This window comes from Burkholderia sp. MBR-1 (assembly GCF_013822785.1).
Lineage (GTDB): Bacteria > Pseudomonadota > Gammaproteobacteria > Burkholderiales > Burkholderiaceae > Burkholderia > Burkholderia vietnamiensis.
On sequence record NZ_CP053611.1, the window covers coordinates 405,933 to 420,459 of the forward strand.

General features: G+C 59.2%; 11 protein-coding genes and 2 pseudogenes. 4 read left to right on the forward strand and 9 right to left on the reverse strand.

The genetic code is table 11. From position 1 onward, the window contains the following. Positions 1-415 precede the first annotated feature (415 nt). A complete protein-coding gene (locus tag MBR110_RS26485) occupies positions 416-682 on the reverse strand; it encodes a hypothetical protein (protein ID WP_181709749.1) in 267 nt (88 codons plus the stop codon). Positions 683-776: 94 nt separating this feature from the next. Here MBR110_RS26485 and MBR110_RS26490 point away from each other — a divergent pair, with 94 nt between their 5' ends. Continuing rightward, positions 777-2,321 (forward strand): IS3-like element ISBmu11 family transposase, encoded by a 1,545-nt coding sequence (locus MBR110_RS26490; RefSeq protein WP_181709750.1) that lies wholly within the window; start codon positions 777-779, stop codon positions 2,319-2,321. A gap of 184 nt (positions 2,322-2,505) precedes the next feature. Here the strand turns inward: MBR110_RS26490 and MBR110_RS26495 are convergent, their stop codons facing one another. The 5 genes and pseudogenes from MBR110_RS26495 to MBR110_RS26515 form a co-directional block, all read right to left on the reverse strand. After that, positions 2,506-3,615 (reverse strand): ArsO family NAD(P)H-dependent flavin-containing monooxygenase, encoded by a 1,110-nt coding sequence (locus MBR110_RS26495; protein ID WP_181709751.1) that lies wholly within the window; start codon positions 3,613-3,615, stop codon positions 2,506-2,508. Positions 3,616-3,652: 37 nt separating this feature from the next. Further along, entirely contained in the window at positions 3,653-4,045 is a 393-nt protein-coding gene (locus tag MBR110_RS26500) for a DUF2703 domain-containing protein (protein WP_181709752.1), read from the reverse strand. Positions 4,046-4,065: 20 nt separating this feature from the next. Beyond that, a complete protein-coding gene (locus MBR110_RS26505) occupies positions 4,066-4,398 on the reverse strand; it encodes an ArsA-related P-loop ATPase (RefSeq protein ID WP_230945433.1) in 333 nt (110 codons plus the stop codon). A 159-nt stretch (positions 4,399-4,557) separates the two neighbouring features. Then, a pseudogene (locus MBR110_RS32370) lies at positions 4,558-4,764 on the reverse strand (helix-turn-helix domain-containing protein); the annotation flags it as partial. Further along, entirely contained in the window at positions 4,765-5,208 is a 444-nt protein-coding gene (locus MBR110_RS26515; RefSeq protein WP_181709754.1) for a hypothetical protein, read from the reverse strand. It lies immediately after the preceding pseudogene. 230 nt (positions 5,209-5,438) lie between these two features. Between MBR110_RS26515 and MBR110_RS26520 the strand changes: the two are divergent. After that, positions 5,439-6,431 (forward strand): annotated as a pseudogene (locus tag MBR110_RS26520) (IS5 family transposase). Positions 6,432-6,770: 339 nt separating this feature from the next. On the opposite strand, the gene MBR110_RS26525 reads toward MBR110_RS26520, so the two are convergent. Both MBR110_RS26525 and MBR110_RS26530 read right to left on the reverse strand, forming a co-directional pair. After that, on the reverse strand, positions 6,771-8,468 hold the full coding sequence (locus tag MBR110_RS26525) for a methyl-accepting chemotaxis protein (RefSeq protein ID WP_181709755.1): 1,698 nt from the start codon (positions 8,466-8,468) through the stop codon (positions 6,771-6,773). Positions 8,469-8,678: 210 nt separating this feature from the next. Then, positions 8,679-9,869, reverse strand: coding sequence for an EAL and HDOD domain-containing protein (locus tag MBR110_RS26530; protein ID WP_181709756.1), 1,191 nt, complete (start codon positions 9,867-9,869; stop codon positions 8,679-8,681). A gap of 1,006 nt (positions 9,870-10,875) precedes the next feature. Between MBR110_RS26530 and MBR110_RS26535 the strand changes: the two genes are divergently transcribed. Together MBR110_RS26535 and MBR110_RS26540 are read left to right on the forward strand one after the other, a co-directional pair. Then, positions 10,876-12,366, forward strand: coding sequence for a sensor domain-containing diguanylate cyclase (locus MBR110_RS26535; RefSeq protein ID WP_408913054.1), 1,491 nt, complete (start codon positions 10,876-10,878; stop codon positions 12,364-12,366). A gap of 360 nt (positions 12,367-12,726) precedes the next feature. Then, on the forward strand, positions 12,727-13,365 hold the full coding sequence (locus MBR110_RS26540; RefSeq protein WP_181709758.1) for a LuxR C-terminal-related transcriptional regulator: 639 nt from the start codon (positions 12,727-12,729) through the stop codon (positions 13,363-13,365). A 596-nt stretch (positions 13,366-13,961) separates the two neighbouring features. Here the strand turns inward: MBR110_RS26540 and MBR110_RS26545 are convergent. After that, positions 13,962-14,261 carry an H-NS histone family protein gene (locus tag MBR110_RS26545; RefSeq protein WP_059475977.1) on the reverse strand — a complete coding sequence of 100 codons (300 nt, stop codon included), beginning with the start codon at positions 14,259-14,261 and terminating at the stop codon, positions 13,962-13,964. Positions 14,262-14,527: the final 266 nt, after the last annotated feature.

The window sequence follows — 14,527 nt, forward strand, 5'->3', positions numbered from 1 at the left end:
TCGAGCACGCGCACCCCATCGTTGGTGCCTTTCGGTGCGACCTTCATCTTGAACGTCGACCATCGGCGCGGCGAGAGCATGCAGCGGGAGACGCGCCCGTTGCTGCTCATAGACCAAGCGCCGCGAAGAACCGTGTCAACTCCCCTATGCTGCCGAGACAGCGCGGCGATTAATGTTACGCGTTGCGCGAAACCTCAGGTTGAGAGGACAAGCGGACCGTAGTGATAAGGTTCCCTATCTCGTCGGCACGTTCATCCTGATGCCAGAAACTGGACGCGACAGTGAATGGCGGTTCTACAGCGACGCGAACGGCTCTAACGACCGTGTCGTCACGCGCATCCCCGCATGCCGAGCGCCCAGCAGCCCCAAGCTCACGTTCGTTCGAGGCAGCCCCTGTCCTAAAACGCATCAATCGTCAGCTTCGTTTGCGCCTTGCCGTCTGCCAGGATCGCCATGCTGCACGCGAGCGGCCGACAGGAGGTGTGCCACTACCCAATCGCCGCGTCTGTTGGAACCGCAGCGCCAGCGCCACAATCGCGCGGCGGTAGCTGTCCTGCGAATGGCGCTTTCGCAGGGTGCTCAATCCCCACAGGAGCGAGCCCAGCATCGCCGTGCCCCACAGCAGCGCGACCAACAGTTCCGTGGTCACGATGCCGTGTACCCGCACGTAACGACTCACCATGGCTGGGTCGATTTGATGACGCAGTGTTGATTTCCACCGAATCTTGACCCACCGGGGATGCGGACAAAATCTTGGACTACTTTGGAGGTAGTCCATGTATTCATACGAAGACCGCGTTCGGGCGGTCGAGCTGTACCTGAAACTCGGAAAGCGCGTCAAGGCGACAATCCGCCAGTTGGGTTACCCGACGAAGAATTCTCTCAAGGCGTGGTGCGAGGAATTCGAGAAGAGCGGCGATCTGCAGAAAGAGTATGTTCGCGTAAAGCCAAAGTACTCAGAAGAACAGAAGAACCTGGCACTTGAGCATTACGTCAATCACGGGCGCAGCTTCAGCTTCACCCTCAGGGCATTAGGCTATCCCTGTCGGCAGATACTGACGGCGTGGGTTCGCGAGCGCTATCCGGAAACCAGGAAACGCGTGGTTGGCAAGGCAGGCCGACCGGCCGTGTCATTGGCGACCAGGCAGCTCGCGGTGTACGAACTGTGCACACGGGAAGGAAGTGCACAGGCGGTGGCGCAAAAGCTGGACGTCGACAGGGTGTCGCTGTACAACTGGAAAAACCAGTTACTCGGCCGAGGGGCCCCTGCATCCATGAAGCGCGACAAGGGATCACCATCAGAGACGGATCGGGACGAACTGGAGCGGCAGGTCGAAGAGCTCCGGCGCGACATTCGCAATCTGAAGCTTGAACACGACCTGTTGAAGAAGGCGAATGAACTCGTAAAAAAAGACCTGGGCGTCGACCTGCCACTCCTGAGCAATCGGGAGAAGACGAAGCTGGTTGACGCCCTGAGAGAAGAATACGGTTTGACTGAGCTGCTTGAGCGGTTGGACCTGGCGCGCAGCTCCTATTTTTATCATCGGTCGCCCATACGGGTTGCCGACAAATATGCAGATGTCCGTCGTACCGTTGCAGAGATCTTCGAGGACAATCACCGATCCTACGGCTATCGTCGGGTGCAAGCAGCGCTTATCAGGCAACGAGTTTTTCTATCGGAGAAAGTCGTGCGTCGCCTCATGAAACAAGGCGGCCTCCACGCAGCAAGGCCCAAGCGGCGCCGATATCGCTCTTATATCGGGGAAATCAGCCCTGCCCCAGATAACATCATCAATCGCGATTTCCACGCGAACGCCCCCAACGAAAAGTGGGTGACGGATATTTCCGAGTTCCAGATTCCTGCGGGGAAGGTATATCTATCGCCCATGATCGACTGCTTCGATGGGATGGTAGTCAGCTGGTCGATTGGCACAAGCCCCGACGCAGAGCTCGTGAATTCCATGCTAGATGCGGCTATTGAGACCGTGACCGTGACCGAGGACGACGAGACGCCGATCGTGCATTCCGATCGGGGTGGCCACTACCGTTGGCCTGGCTGGCTATCGCGGGTTGCGAAGGCTAAGCTGATCCCCTCCATGTCGCGTAAAGCCTGTTCACCGGACAACGCGGCCTGTGAGGGATTCTTCGGCAGGCTAAAGACAGAGATGTTCTATACAGGAGACTGGCGTTCGACGACCATCGCGGAGTTCGTTGAGGTACTGGACGCCTACGTTCGCTGGTACAACGAGAAACGGATCAAGGGCTCCCTTGGCTATCTCAGCCCCATCGAGTACCGTGAAAGCCTCGGGTTAGCAACGTAAATCAGTCCAAGAAAATAGCCGCATCCCCGGTGGGTCAGTTCTGCGTGGACATCAACAGTTCTCGGCGAAACTTCGCGAGGCCGTTGACGCGCACGTTGCAGAACTGGTTTGTCGTGGCGTCGATCAAGCGTTTATGGACGAGTATTTCGCGTCCCTGAACGCGTTGTTGCCAGTACACCTGCGGTCAACGGACGCCTCCTCCTGACACGGGGCGAGGTGCTGAGGCGTCTTGCTCGTGAGTCGAACGCAGGTATTCCGCAATTTCTCGAGCCGTGTCACGTGCACTGCGCATCACACCAATGAGCGTGGCCGAAGCAGCACCGCACCATTCGCCATAGCCGACCAGCCACAAGCGCGGCTCGTCTTTGGCGCGCGTTCCATCCGTCCTCACCAGCCCATCAGCGTCGCGGATCTGCAGTGCATCGAGATGGCCAAGCGAGGGACGGAAACCAGTGCACCAGATCACGGCGTCGACGTGAGAGTGTGAACCATCTGCCCATACGACTCCGTCTGCATCGAAGTGCGAGAACGGCCGCACGGTGTGCAGCACGCCTCGCGTACGTGCGTCTCGTACCGGTGGCACCATGACGACATCGCCCAAGCCGCCCACCGGAACCCCCGTCGCCTGACCGTCACGGAGTGCTTTCCATTTGGCGGTCGCGCGTTCGAACAGGATCCGGCCGTCGACATCATCGGGCAGAAACACCGGCTCGTGCAATGTCACCCATGTGGCGCTGCACACCGTCGATACCTCCGCCAGGATTTGCGCACCGGAGTTGCCGCCGCCGACGACCAGCACGGCAAGTCCGCTTAAATCGTCCGGATTGCGATACTGCGCCGAATGAATCTGGCGACCGCGAAACATTTCGCGTCCGGGATAGCCCGGGATATAGGGGGCGCTCCAGGTGCCGGTCGCGCTCACGACTGCTTGGGCCAGCCACTCACCGCGATCCGTGGTGACAAGCAAACCCTCGCTGGTGCGAGAAACGGCTTCGACATGAACGGGGCGCTGAACCGGGAGGTGGTAACGACGCTCGTAATTCGCCAGATAGTCGATGACGTGATTGCGCGACGGGTACGTGCTATCCGAGATCGGCATCTGCCAGCCCGGAAGTGAACTCCATTCCGCAGGCGAGAACAGGTGCAGGGACTCCCACGTATGTCGCCAAGCGCCGCCGGGTGCGCTCTGGTCATCTAGCACGACGTAGTCGATCCCCGCGCGGCGCAGGAAGTATGCGGTGGCGAGTCCGGCTTGACCGCCCCCGATCACCACGACGTCAACGTACATTCGCATGTGTTTCCTTCCTATTTTCTAGCTCGGATCCTGCGTGCTACCGTGGGCATTGAGCATCAATGCCGCAATCAGCCCCGCCCTTCACTAGCAGCGCTTCCGGGATCACCTCGTAGCTCGCGCCTTCGACCTCCACAGTGCGGCATTCCGCATCGCCGCAGACTGCGCAGCAACGGCTACTGCCGACTGTGCCGTTCAGCCATGCTTCCATCGGCTTTCCGGCGATCCAGATACGATTGGACTCCGCAGGGTTGGTCTTGAAGGCCGCTTCGTCGATCTCGCGCGTTTCCAGGACGGGTTCGATGCCGACCGGCGCCAGGATCTCGCGGAGTTGTCGGGTTGCCCGGTTCACTTCGTCGCCGGTGCCGGCGCAACGCGGGCAGGTCTTGCCGCTGGTGACGAGTCGTTGCCACAGAATCGGAAGCACTTTCATCGCGTTGCTCATTCGGGGTGCTACGTGATTACCCGTTCCAGGCCGGCTGCCCCGACCGGGGCCTCGGCGAGCCACGGGATCAGCGCGGTTCGCGGCGCCAGGTTGTCCGCTACTCGGCGCACGAACGGCACCTCGTACGTACCGCGCTGACATAGCAGTGGATCGGCCGTGCCGCCGGCCAGCAGCGACTGGTTGATGACCCACGCGTACGGCGCAATACCTGCGCGCGCACGGTCGGCGCTCAGGCGTTCCGCTTCGTGAACCGGGGTGGCTTCCGGCAGCGTGACAATCAGGATTCGGGTGTAGTCCGGATCCCGCAAGCGGGGCAGCAACTGACGAAACGGCTCCGGCATGTCGCCCTGCGTGCGCATCACTCGCGGTGATAGGCCTCGGCCGCATCGAGCAGCAGAATGGTGTGGCCGGCCGCGTCACGCGCTTCTTGCCCGCACTTTCCGCTTCCGCAAAGATCATTTGCCGTTTCATCGTCGTGGACTCGTTCCGTGAACTTTGTTCTACAACGTCCTCGGCTGCGTCAGCGATGACCACCGAGACGGAGAAATCAGTGTTTCCCTATGACTTGGGTAGCCAACGTCCAATGCGACCTGGGTCACAGGGTGCCCTCCACTCAAACGCTCGATGGCTGTGAGCAGGCAGACCTGCTGGCGCCACTCGGCAAAGCTCACTCCGGTCTGCGCACGGAAAAGCCGGGTATCCGTGCGTCAGGTCTCGCAGACAATGGCCGAAAGCATCATTGGTATGACTTGCTGAACGACTGCCGTGCTGCCTGCTTGCCGTAATTGTGCTTCGACAGACTCGCTCGAACCGAACACCACCGCGCCATAGATGGGACTCGAAGAAGTCTTACCATTCCCGTGTCTGAAGGTCGGGTCGCCAGGTTGGTATCCGAATACTGCGCGAACGCGTAGGCCATATACAGTTAGATTCGTCCCGTGCGCGGGGCGAAACGCATTGACTGAGTTCGCCTCAACGCGAATCGGGGTGGGGTCGATCAAATGACTATTGATGAGATTGGCGATAAACGTGTGCGCATTGGATTTGCAGGCAAACTGCTCATCAATCGTGCTCGCGAACACTGACGTCGGGAAAACTCCAGCGCTCAGTACGACGGCCGAAATCAAGTGGATGAGAAGGGAGTTTTTCATGGCGTCAACGGGAAAAACATTCGGCTTGATACCGGAACTTCGCAACGCGTATAAATTACCACATACGTTGATGAAATAATGCTGCGTTCTTCGCTGTATTGCATTTCGTTTCTTGAAAAAATCCGAACTGGCGGGTCACCTAAGGAAACACTGATTTATCCGTCTCGGTGGTCATCGCTGACGCAGCCGAGGACGTTGTAGAACATAGTTCACGGAACGAGTCCATGACGATGAAACGGCAAATGAGCTTTGCGGAAGCGGAAAGTGTGGGCAAGAAGCGCGTGACGCGGCGTCAGCGTTTCCTGGACGAGATGGAGAAGCTGGTGCCGTGGTCGCGGTTGCTGACGGCAATCGAGCCGTATTACCCGAAAGGAGCGCGCGGGCGCCCGCCGATCGGTCTGGAGCGGATGCTTCGAATCTACTTCCTGCAGCAGTGGTACAGCCTGTCGGACGAAGGGCTGGAGGATGCGCTGTACGACAGCATCGCGATGCGGGCGTTTGCCGGGATTGATCTGGCCATCGAGAACGTGCCGGATGCGACCACGCTGCTGAAGATCCGGCGCCTGCTTCTCGAACATGACCTGACGCGCAAGCTGTTCGACGAGATTGGCATCTCGTTGTGCGAACGCCGGCTGATGATGAAGGAAGGCACGCTGGTCGATGCAGCGATCATCGAAGCGCCGCCGTCGGCCAAGAACGCCGAGAAGTGTCGCGATCCGGACATGCATCAAACGAAGAAAGGCAACGAGTGGTACTTCGGCGTGAAGGCGCACATCGGCGTCGATGCCGATTCGGGGCTGGTTCACAGCGTGGTCGGCACATCCGCCAACGTGTCGGATGTTTCGCAAGCGCACGCGCTGTTGCACGGCCACGAGCAATAAGCATTCGGCGATGCGGGCTACATCGGCGTGGACAAGCGCGATGAAATGAAGAGCAAGTCGGTGAAGTGGCGCGTGGCGGCCAAGCGAGCAAAAATCAAGGCGATGCGCGACGGTGCGCTGAAGGATCTGGTAATCGCGCTGGAGCGAACCAAGGCGCAAATCCGCGCGCGGGTCGAGCATCCGTTTCATGTCGTCAAGAACCTGTTCCGTCATCGCAAGGTGCGCTACAAGGGGCTGTTCAAGAACACCGCGCAACTGTTCAGTCTGTTCGCCTTGGCGAATCTGGTGATCGCGCGAAACCGGCTGCGGTCGATTCATGGGAGCAATCCGTCATGCATGTGAGAAATGCGGGAAATTAAGCACATCCTCGGGTCAAACTTCTCCGAACGGGCGACGCTTCGCTTCGGCATGCAGCCATGCCACGCCTGCGTTACCGACAACCTCGCGTGATCGTCTATTAATCAGTGTTTCCCTAAACGGTGCGTGAATGTAGTTACGACTCCGGCCGTTCTATCTTTTCAAACCGCCGAAGCCAATCTGCCATTAATCCCATGCCGCAGCAAGCCGATTTATTTCTCGATGCATCAGGGATTGGTTCACATCGACCGGTTCAACGGAAACCACGATTGGCAGGCGCATGCGCCCCCCAACCGTCCATCAAAGATCTCGACGCGTCACAAACTAGAATGACTGCCAGCTCGCAGCGCTTTCATTGGCAACGACTGCGGCCTCGGTTTTGCGTTGAACCGTCTTTCGCACAGCCGGCTTCGGGCGCGGCTGGACCTCTGCCGCACGCTCCGGTTGGCTTGCCGTGACCGCCATCCCGTCAGGCAGGCGGAAGATCGAAACCAGTTCGCGCAACGTGTTCGACTGCGAGGCCATCGACTGCGCCGCGGCGGAAGCCTCCTCCACGAGCGCAGCGTTCTGTTGCGTGACCTCGTCCATCTGCATGACCGCCTGGTTGACCTGCTCGATGCCGGTATGCTGCTCGACCGACGCCGATGCAATTTCGCCCATGAGGTCGGTGACGCGCTTGACCGCGACGACGACCTCGTTCATCGTGGCGCCGGCGTTGTCGACGAGAGACGTGCCGGCCTCCACTTTGGCCACTGACTGACTGATCAGCTCCTTGATCTCCTTGGCCGCCGAAGCACTTCGCTGCGCAAGCGCCCGCACTTCGCTCGCCACCACGGCAAAGCCCCGACCTTGCTCGCCGGCCCGGGCTGCCTCAACGGCCGCGTTCAGTGCGAGGATGTTCGTCTGGAAGGCGATGCCCTCGATGACGGCGATGATTTCAGCGACCTTTGCCGAGCTGTGGGAAATGTCGTGCATCGTGTCGACGACCTTCGCCACCACCTGCCCGCCTCGGACCGCGACCTCAGAAGCATTGCCGGCGAGCGTATTCCCCTGCCGGGCGTTCTCCGTGTTCTGTTTGACCGTCGCCGTCAACTGCTCCATGCTGGCCGCGGTTTCCTCGAGCGAAGCTGCCTGCTCCTCGGTACGCTGACTGAGATCGGTGTTGCCGGCAGCGATCTGCGCCGAGCCCGAAGCGATGCTTTCGCTGCTCGAGCGCACGCGCCCCACCACGTCCTGCAGCCGCGCGTTCATATTCCGCAGCGCCAGCAGAAGCTGGCTCGTCTCGTCGCGACCGGATACTTCGATATTGGACGTGAGATCGCCGCGCGCGACCGTCTCCGCGATGCCGACTGCGCGACCGAGCGGTGTGACGATGGAACGGGTAATCAACCATGCGACAGCGACCGACAGCAGCAGCGCCGTGCCGCACAACAGACCGGTCAACAGGATCGTCGAGTGATAGTTGGTTGCCGCTTCGGCCGTCGCGACGCCCGCGCCTGCGCGATTCAGCTTTACTTCTTGCTCGATCAGATCTAGCGCCTGCGCGAACAACGTTGCAGCCTCACCCGTTGCGAGCGATCTGGCCGCAGCCAATCCGGCATCGCCCGCTTCCGACAGCGTCAGAAGTTTAGCGTCGGATGCCAGGAATGCGTCCCAGGCCCTACTCAGATTGTCGAAACGTTGCCGCTCCTCAGGCGAAGACACGCGCTTCTCATAACTTGCCATCGCGACTTTTACGGATGCCAACGTTGCATCATGCTGACTACGCTGGCTATTCTTCGCCGAAGCCTCACTTTCCAGCACCGATCGGAGGCTGGCGCGTCGGACACCGTTGGCGAGCGCCCGGATTTCGCCCAATGTCTGAACGTTGACGAGCCAGTTGTCAGCGATCTCCCGGGTGCCCTCATAAATTCGTGACGCCTGCAACACGGCGAGTCCGCCCGTCATCATCAGCAGCAACAACGTGATGCCAAAACCCACTCTGAGGCGAGTTCCAATGCGCAGGTTAACTAAATACCTCATAAGTACATCTCCAGTTTGACATTCCATATAACGACTCGCGCTCACCAATCTGACCAGTGATCAGGCGCAAAATCGACGCATCCGATCGCCATCAAAATCACTGCAGTTGCGCCCGGTATTCCGGGTCGCCTGGCGACTTCCTTCGACCGGCGATGGGTCCGCGAGACGCATTCGGCACGCAGCCTTGCCAGGCAAAGGAAGCGCCATCGGCTATCTCTGTCCTTGCCCCTCCGATGTGGAATTCCGTCCGCGCTCGAATATCTCGGCAGCGCCGAGCAGCTCTCCGAGCTTGCCGGACCGCCCGGTAAGGGCCGCTTTCATACCGAGCTCGAGCGGCAGTTCCTCTGCGAACTCATCCTGTTGCCGGCCGTAGACGACATGCAATAGCGAAAGCATGCCGGTCAGGTACGCGGTCTGTGCGAAGGCCGTCTCGTTCGGGGACTCGAAGAGCGCGACGTCCAGCATGAAGGAGGCACGTTGTCTCGCTAGCGCGATCAGCGGATCTCGGCAGACCGTCTCCGGATCGGGATGGTTGTAGAGCAGCAGGCTGCACCACTGGAATAGCCGTGTAGTGCCGATCGCAGCGAGTGCGTGATGCAGCGAAGCGATGGCCGTGCGCTTCGGGTTCACGTTGCCGGAGCAGTTGGCGAGGCGCAGAACCTGCGCCACCAGCACGGGCATGTCGGATAGCGCGTGAATGACGCGATGATCGTCAGCGTCTTCGATCAGCAGGTTGAGCAGACTCAACAACTGTCCCAGATCAGGTACCAGACGGCGTGCTTCCATCACCTGTGGTCTGCTGAAGTAAAAGCCCTGAACCATGTCGCAGCCGCTGCCAATTGCAGCATGCCACTGCTCGTGGCTATCGATCTTCTCGGCAACCACGATCTTGCCGGCGCGTTTCAAATCGCCCACCATCGCGCGCGCGCTCAGCGGGTCGAATGCCGGCCACTCGAGCTTGACGATGTCGACTGCCGGTAGAAACGCCACGATGTCGGGCGTGAGCTTCGCGACATCGTCGAGCGCCACGCGAAAGCCGGCTGCGCGCAATGCATTGCAGCGCTTTTTCAGCGACTCGTCGAGCTCACACGATTCGAGGACTTCGAGCACGAATCGCGGACCGGTCAAGATCTGGGGCACATCGGAGTGCAGGAAATGCGACGTGCAATTCAGGTATCCGTCGAGGCCAGCGAGCACCGTATCGAGGCCCAACGCACCCACGGTACGCTCGACGACATGTGCGGTGCTGCCAAAGCCGTCGACGATTTCGGCGGTGGCCGTGTGGCCGTTCCTGAACAGCAGTTCATAGGCGACGGTCCGGCCGTCCCGGTCGACGATAGGCTGGCGTGCGACGAACGTCGACGCACCCTGATTTAATACCCGTTGCCAAGCCTCCATCATTCCCTGATTCCCCGTTTTTTTGTCTCTTGTTGCTGTCGCTAGATGCGCTGCGCGGTTCCTACAACGTAACCGAGCCGATGGCCGGTTCGAAGCGTTACGGCACGCACCACATGTACGAAATGTTTCGGACCGCCGCCAGTTGCCGGGCATCCAGGCACAAGCCGTCCGTGCTCCTCGAGCGACTTACTCGCGCAGACGAAAGGAGGCGATCGTCGCCGCTTCCGTCAACTGCATAAGACGACCGCCGAAGCGCCGCCCTTACGGTTTCTTTGGGCGTATCGCGCGCCGGCGTCCCTCCATCCTCCGCATCGGCCCGATTCCCGTCCCCATCGCATCAGATGCCGACAGCCATGGACGTCACGCTCTTCTTCCGCGCGACTACTATGTCGGCAAATTGCAAGTTAACTGTAATTTATGCGTTTGCCAACGGGGAGATTTTTCGCAACATGAGGGAGTATTTCGGCTGACTTGCGCTGCTGCGGACGCATCGCTATGCGAGCGGGCCGGGCGAGCTGATCCAAGCTGCGAGCCCGCTTCGAGCGGCGGCGCGATATTCATACTGCGTGGCTCACGCTTGCCGTCATCATCATTTGCGCCCGCTTCGCGAATGCCTCGTGTAAGCGGATATTAATTTGATTAACGAAGCTCACTATGCCGACCGCGACAATGCACCTTTGCTAGAAACAGAAGGAATCCCGCTCTGCCCGCAAAAGCCGCCGCCACCGCGCGATCGATCACCAGCGACACGACGTCTGCGGCACGGTCAAAGGCCCGTCCTGCGCGGCACAGAAACAACGAGCCTGATTACATCACCCAATCACGCGCGTCAATTAATATTCGACCATACATTTGACTCGAATCAATCCTGGTGCAGCTTTTGCTATGATGCGGCGCGGGCTCTGAAATTTGCGCCCGTTTCCACTCCGCCTGGCAGATCAAAAAGAAATCGATGTCCCGAAATTTGAAGTTCGCAACCCGCAGCTTACGGGCGGCGGCGTCCATGGTTCTGACGCCCATTGGGGTTATCGGTTGCGCGGGGCTGCTGTGGCTGTGCACATGCGTGTTCTTTGCCGCGATGCTGCTCGCGGCTCGCGAAGACGCCTACAACAGCGAAGTGAGACACGCACGCCAACTGGGGACCGCGCTTGAGCGCGACATTCTGCGAAGCATCGAGCTTTACGAGCTGTCGCTGAGCGCCGCGGCACAGGGCGCCACAAATCCGCGCGTCATGTCGTTGCCCGTCGATCTTCGAAACCCGGTGCTCTTCGACCGAGCCGCCACGGCAAAATACCTTGGCCCGATTTCAGTGCTGGATACCAATGGGAAACTTCTGGTGAATTCCAGCAGCGCCCCGGCGAATAGAGTGGATTGGTCCGAATTGCCGCTTTTTCGGATCCACAAGGAAAAAATCGATTCCGGCTTGTATATCAGCTTGCCGTATCCGTCCGAATTTCCGCCGCACGAGAAAGTCATCGCACTGAGCCGCCGTATTAACGGACCGGACGGATCGCTGACTGGGGTCGTTGTCGGGCGGTTAAGCATCGATTATTTCAATCATTTGTTTGACGGGCTCTCGGTAGGGCGCGACGAGACCATCTTCGTCATGGCAACCAATGGCACGCTGATCACGCGCCTTCCATATAACCGTGACGTCGTCGGAAAAAGTCTTCAGGGTTCCGCCGTTCTTTCCGGCCTATCGCGCCACCCGTCCGACGCGGTCTCCGGAATCTCGCGCATTGACGGCGTGCATCGACTGTATGTCTACAGGCGCCTCCCCGGATTGCCTTTCGTCATTGCAGTAGGCCCCGCCTGGGAGGTCGTATTCGCCGGCTGGCGCACCCGCGCCGAATGGCTTACCGGATTCATGGCGCTGTTCTCTGTCGTCATCTGGGCGGGCGCACTGTTGCTGGCTCGCGAGCTTCGCCGACGCCAGCGCGCCGAATGCGACCTACAGCGACTGGCACGTCGAGATGCGCTGACCGGGCTCGAGAACCGCGGGGCGTTCGACGAAATGTTGAGTCAGGAATGGGCGAACACACTGCGCACGGGAAGGCATCTGTCACTGCTCTTTATCGACATCGACCGATTCAAGTCCTACAACGATCATTACGGCCACCAATCCGGCGATCAGGCGTTGAAGGCTGTCGCTCATTGCATATCCGCATGCGTTTCCCGCCCGTCCGATCATGTGGCACGTTACGGCGGCGAGGAGTTTGTCGTGATTCTCCCGGAGACCGACGTCGAGGGCGCCGCTGCGGTCGCGGAGAAGGTTCGCCAGGCGATCCATGACATGCATGTCGCCCATGTGAAAAGTGGTTTCGGCTACGTCACGGCCAGTATTGGTGTCTCGTCGTCTGCCCATCCTGCCGTCCACGACGGAGACGCGCTGATTCGCGTGGCGGACCTGGCGGTGTACGAAGCCAAATCCCGGGGTAGAAATCGCGTCTGCATCGCAGGGGAAGCGATCGCTTCTGCACCCGAGGCGGCATTGAATTGACTGTTCCTCACTGAAGCACCCGCTGTCGCGTCAGCAGTACCCCGTCCCGGCAACGTCCGGCGTTCGAGCTTCGTGGCAATCAGATGACTACGGATGTAATCCTGAAGCGCGTATCGCACCGTGGGAAAACAGAGCGCCTGCGCTAGAAATTGACCAACGGAACAGCCAATTATGTTGACATTTGTCAAATTAAGCACCTACAGTTAGATCTCGGCATGTTTTATACGATGACCTGTTGGATATGCGAGTTCTCTATATCAAGCCGAGGCCATAAGACGCCGTATTCCGCCATTACACGGTGGATATAGCTAACGTTTCTGGTTGCAGCTCGCGTCCGAGAAAACGCAACGAGGGTTGAGCATGAAGAAGGTACTTCTCGCGGAACGTCATGCGATTACGCGTGACGGCATTCGGTATCTCCTTCAAGAAACCGGGGAGTACCAAGTCGCTCGCGAGTTGTCTGATGGCGACGCACTGATTGCGACAGTCCAAGATGAAACATTCGACATTGCGATCGTCGACCTCATTAGTATAGGTGCGCGCTCCATCGAATTAATCAGCCAAGTCGTATCCTACACCCCAATGATGCGAGTTCTTGCAATATGCAGCACGGCCGAGCCGAGTTATGCAAAGTCCGTGTTTAGTGCTGGGGCATCCGGCTTCGTCACGAAAGACAGCACGGCGGCCGAATTGGTCCGAGCGGTGCACTCGGTGCTCGCCGGGCATAGGTACATGAGCGCACAAGTCGCAGAGCGCATGGTCCGTACGATTGATATTCCTCCCGATGCGCAGTTGCACGCGCGCCTGACTGCCCGAGAGAAGGCCGTACTCGAAGGACTAGCATGCGGCGACGGTATATCGGAAATTGCTAGCCGTCTCGGCATCAACGCAAAGACGGTCAGTACATATAAAGCACGCCTACTTAAAAAACTTGAACTCCGCACTGAAGCAGCATTGATTCGGTACGCACTCGAGCATCAAATTGTCGATCCAGACTGAGCGCGTCGGTTTTTAGCCAGCCTTTCGGTTCGAAACTCTCGATGACCTCGCGGAGTCGATCTTTCGGCCAATCATTCGCGTCACGTGAGCGTCGTGCATCATCCACACTGCACCAGCCCTGAAAGGGAATGAACTCGTAGCACACGAGTGAGAAACAATTGACCCACCTGCACGAGATGAATCAAATCCTTGACGAAAATCTCGAGGGTGGTTTCTGTCAGGATTGGGCGTCTTCGAACCAAAGCATTGGACCATAAGGCTTCGTGCGATTCCCGATCTCGCCATACCCCACCACTACGGCGTCCCAGGGCGGAAGCAAACTTGGCTTGATCAAAGATCTGCGGCGTCAGGGCCCGTATCTACCCAGCGCGATGCGTCCGGGTATACCGGAATCTCGGCAGCGACGGAACCGTCGCCAGCGCGCCCTCGTACGCTCGCGGCCCCACAGACGCTGTTCGTCCTTTCCCGTATTCCGATTGCCGGCGGCGTCCTCACCCGATAGCACGAAAGCACAGGCACCGCGCCGCCGGTCACGTTTAGTATCCGGAGTTAATTGGGTGGTCCACTCCACCTTAGGCGCGGTACGCTTTGCCTGGTCACTGCTGAATCAGCAAGCGGTTGCGATTCTTGACGTCCCTGATCCACGCCGGCGCACGTCCACGACCTGACCAGGTCGCGCCGGTCTTCGGATCGCGATACTTTGCTTCCGGTGGCACAGTCGCCTGCTTTGCAGGGCGACCGCGGCGCGAGCCGAAGATATCCTTCTCGGTTATGCCGTACTCTGTGATCTTGCTACGGATCTCGTCGATGACGGCTTGGAATTCGGCTACACGGGCAGCTTCCGCTTTTTCGGCCAGCGCGTCCATTTGGGCTTTCAACTCTTTGTATGTGGCCATGCTTCCCTCCTCTAGTTGCATCGCGAACATGATAGCCGTTTTGCATCGAAACAGGGGAGCGAACTATCAATTTGCTTAACTAAACAGTGCCTAAGAGGGAACTCTGCATGCACTACCGTCGATCGAGTTGTCCGCTGTCCCATTCACCGATCGCCGTCTTTTGAACCGACTGGACATTCCCCTGTATGACCGGGTGCCGAGTCACACTTAGGTTTGAGAACTTGCTTGCTAGCGAAAGCCGCGTGGCGAGCAGCGTTTCAAGGCCC

What these genes read in the sequence shown, in the direction of transcription:
- MBR110_RS26485 (WP_181709749.1), bottom strand. Translation starts at nt 682, where the DNA reads ATGGTGAGTCGTTACGTGCGGGTACACGGCATCGTGACCACGGAACTG.
- MBR110_RS26490 (WP_181709750.1), top strand. Translation starts at nt 777, where the DNA reads ATGTATTCATACGAAGACCGCGTTCGGGCGGTCGAGCTGTACCTGAAA.
- MBR110_RS26495 (WP_181709751.1), bottom strand. Translation starts at nt 3,615, where the DNA reads ATGCGAATGTACGTTGACGTCGTGGTGATCGGGGGCGGTCAAGCCGGA.
- MBR110_RS26500 (WP_181709752.1), bottom strand. Translation starts at nt 4,045, where the DNA reads ATGAAAGTGCTTCCGATTCTGTGGCAACGACTCGTCACCAGCGGCAAG.
- MBR110_RS26505 (WP_230945433.1), bottom strand. Translation starts at nt 4,398, where the DNA reads ATGCCGGAGCCGTTTCGTCAGTTGCTGCCCCGCTTGCGGGATCCGGAC.
- MBR110_RS26515 (WP_181709754.1), bottom strand. Translation starts at nt 5,208, where the DNA reads ATGAAAAACTCCCTTCTCATCCACTTGATTTCGGCCGTCGTACTGAGC.
- MBR110_RS26525 (WP_181709755.1), bottom strand. Translation starts at nt 8,468, where the DNA reads ATGAGGTATTTAGTTAACCTGCGCATTGGAACTCGCCTCAGAGTGGGT.
- MBR110_RS26530 (WP_181709756.1), bottom strand. Translation starts at nt 9,869, where the DNA reads ATGATGGAGGCTTGGCAACGGGTATTAAATCAGGGTGCGTCGACGTTC.
- MBR110_RS26540 (WP_181709758.1), top strand. Translation starts at nt 12,727, where the DNA reads ATGAAGAAGGTACTTCTCGCGGAACGTCATGCGATTACGCGTGACGGC.
- MBR110_RS26545 (WP_059475977.1), bottom strand. Translation starts at nt 14,261, where the DNA reads ATGGCCACATACAAAGAGTTGAAAGCCCAAATGGACGCGCTGGCCGAA.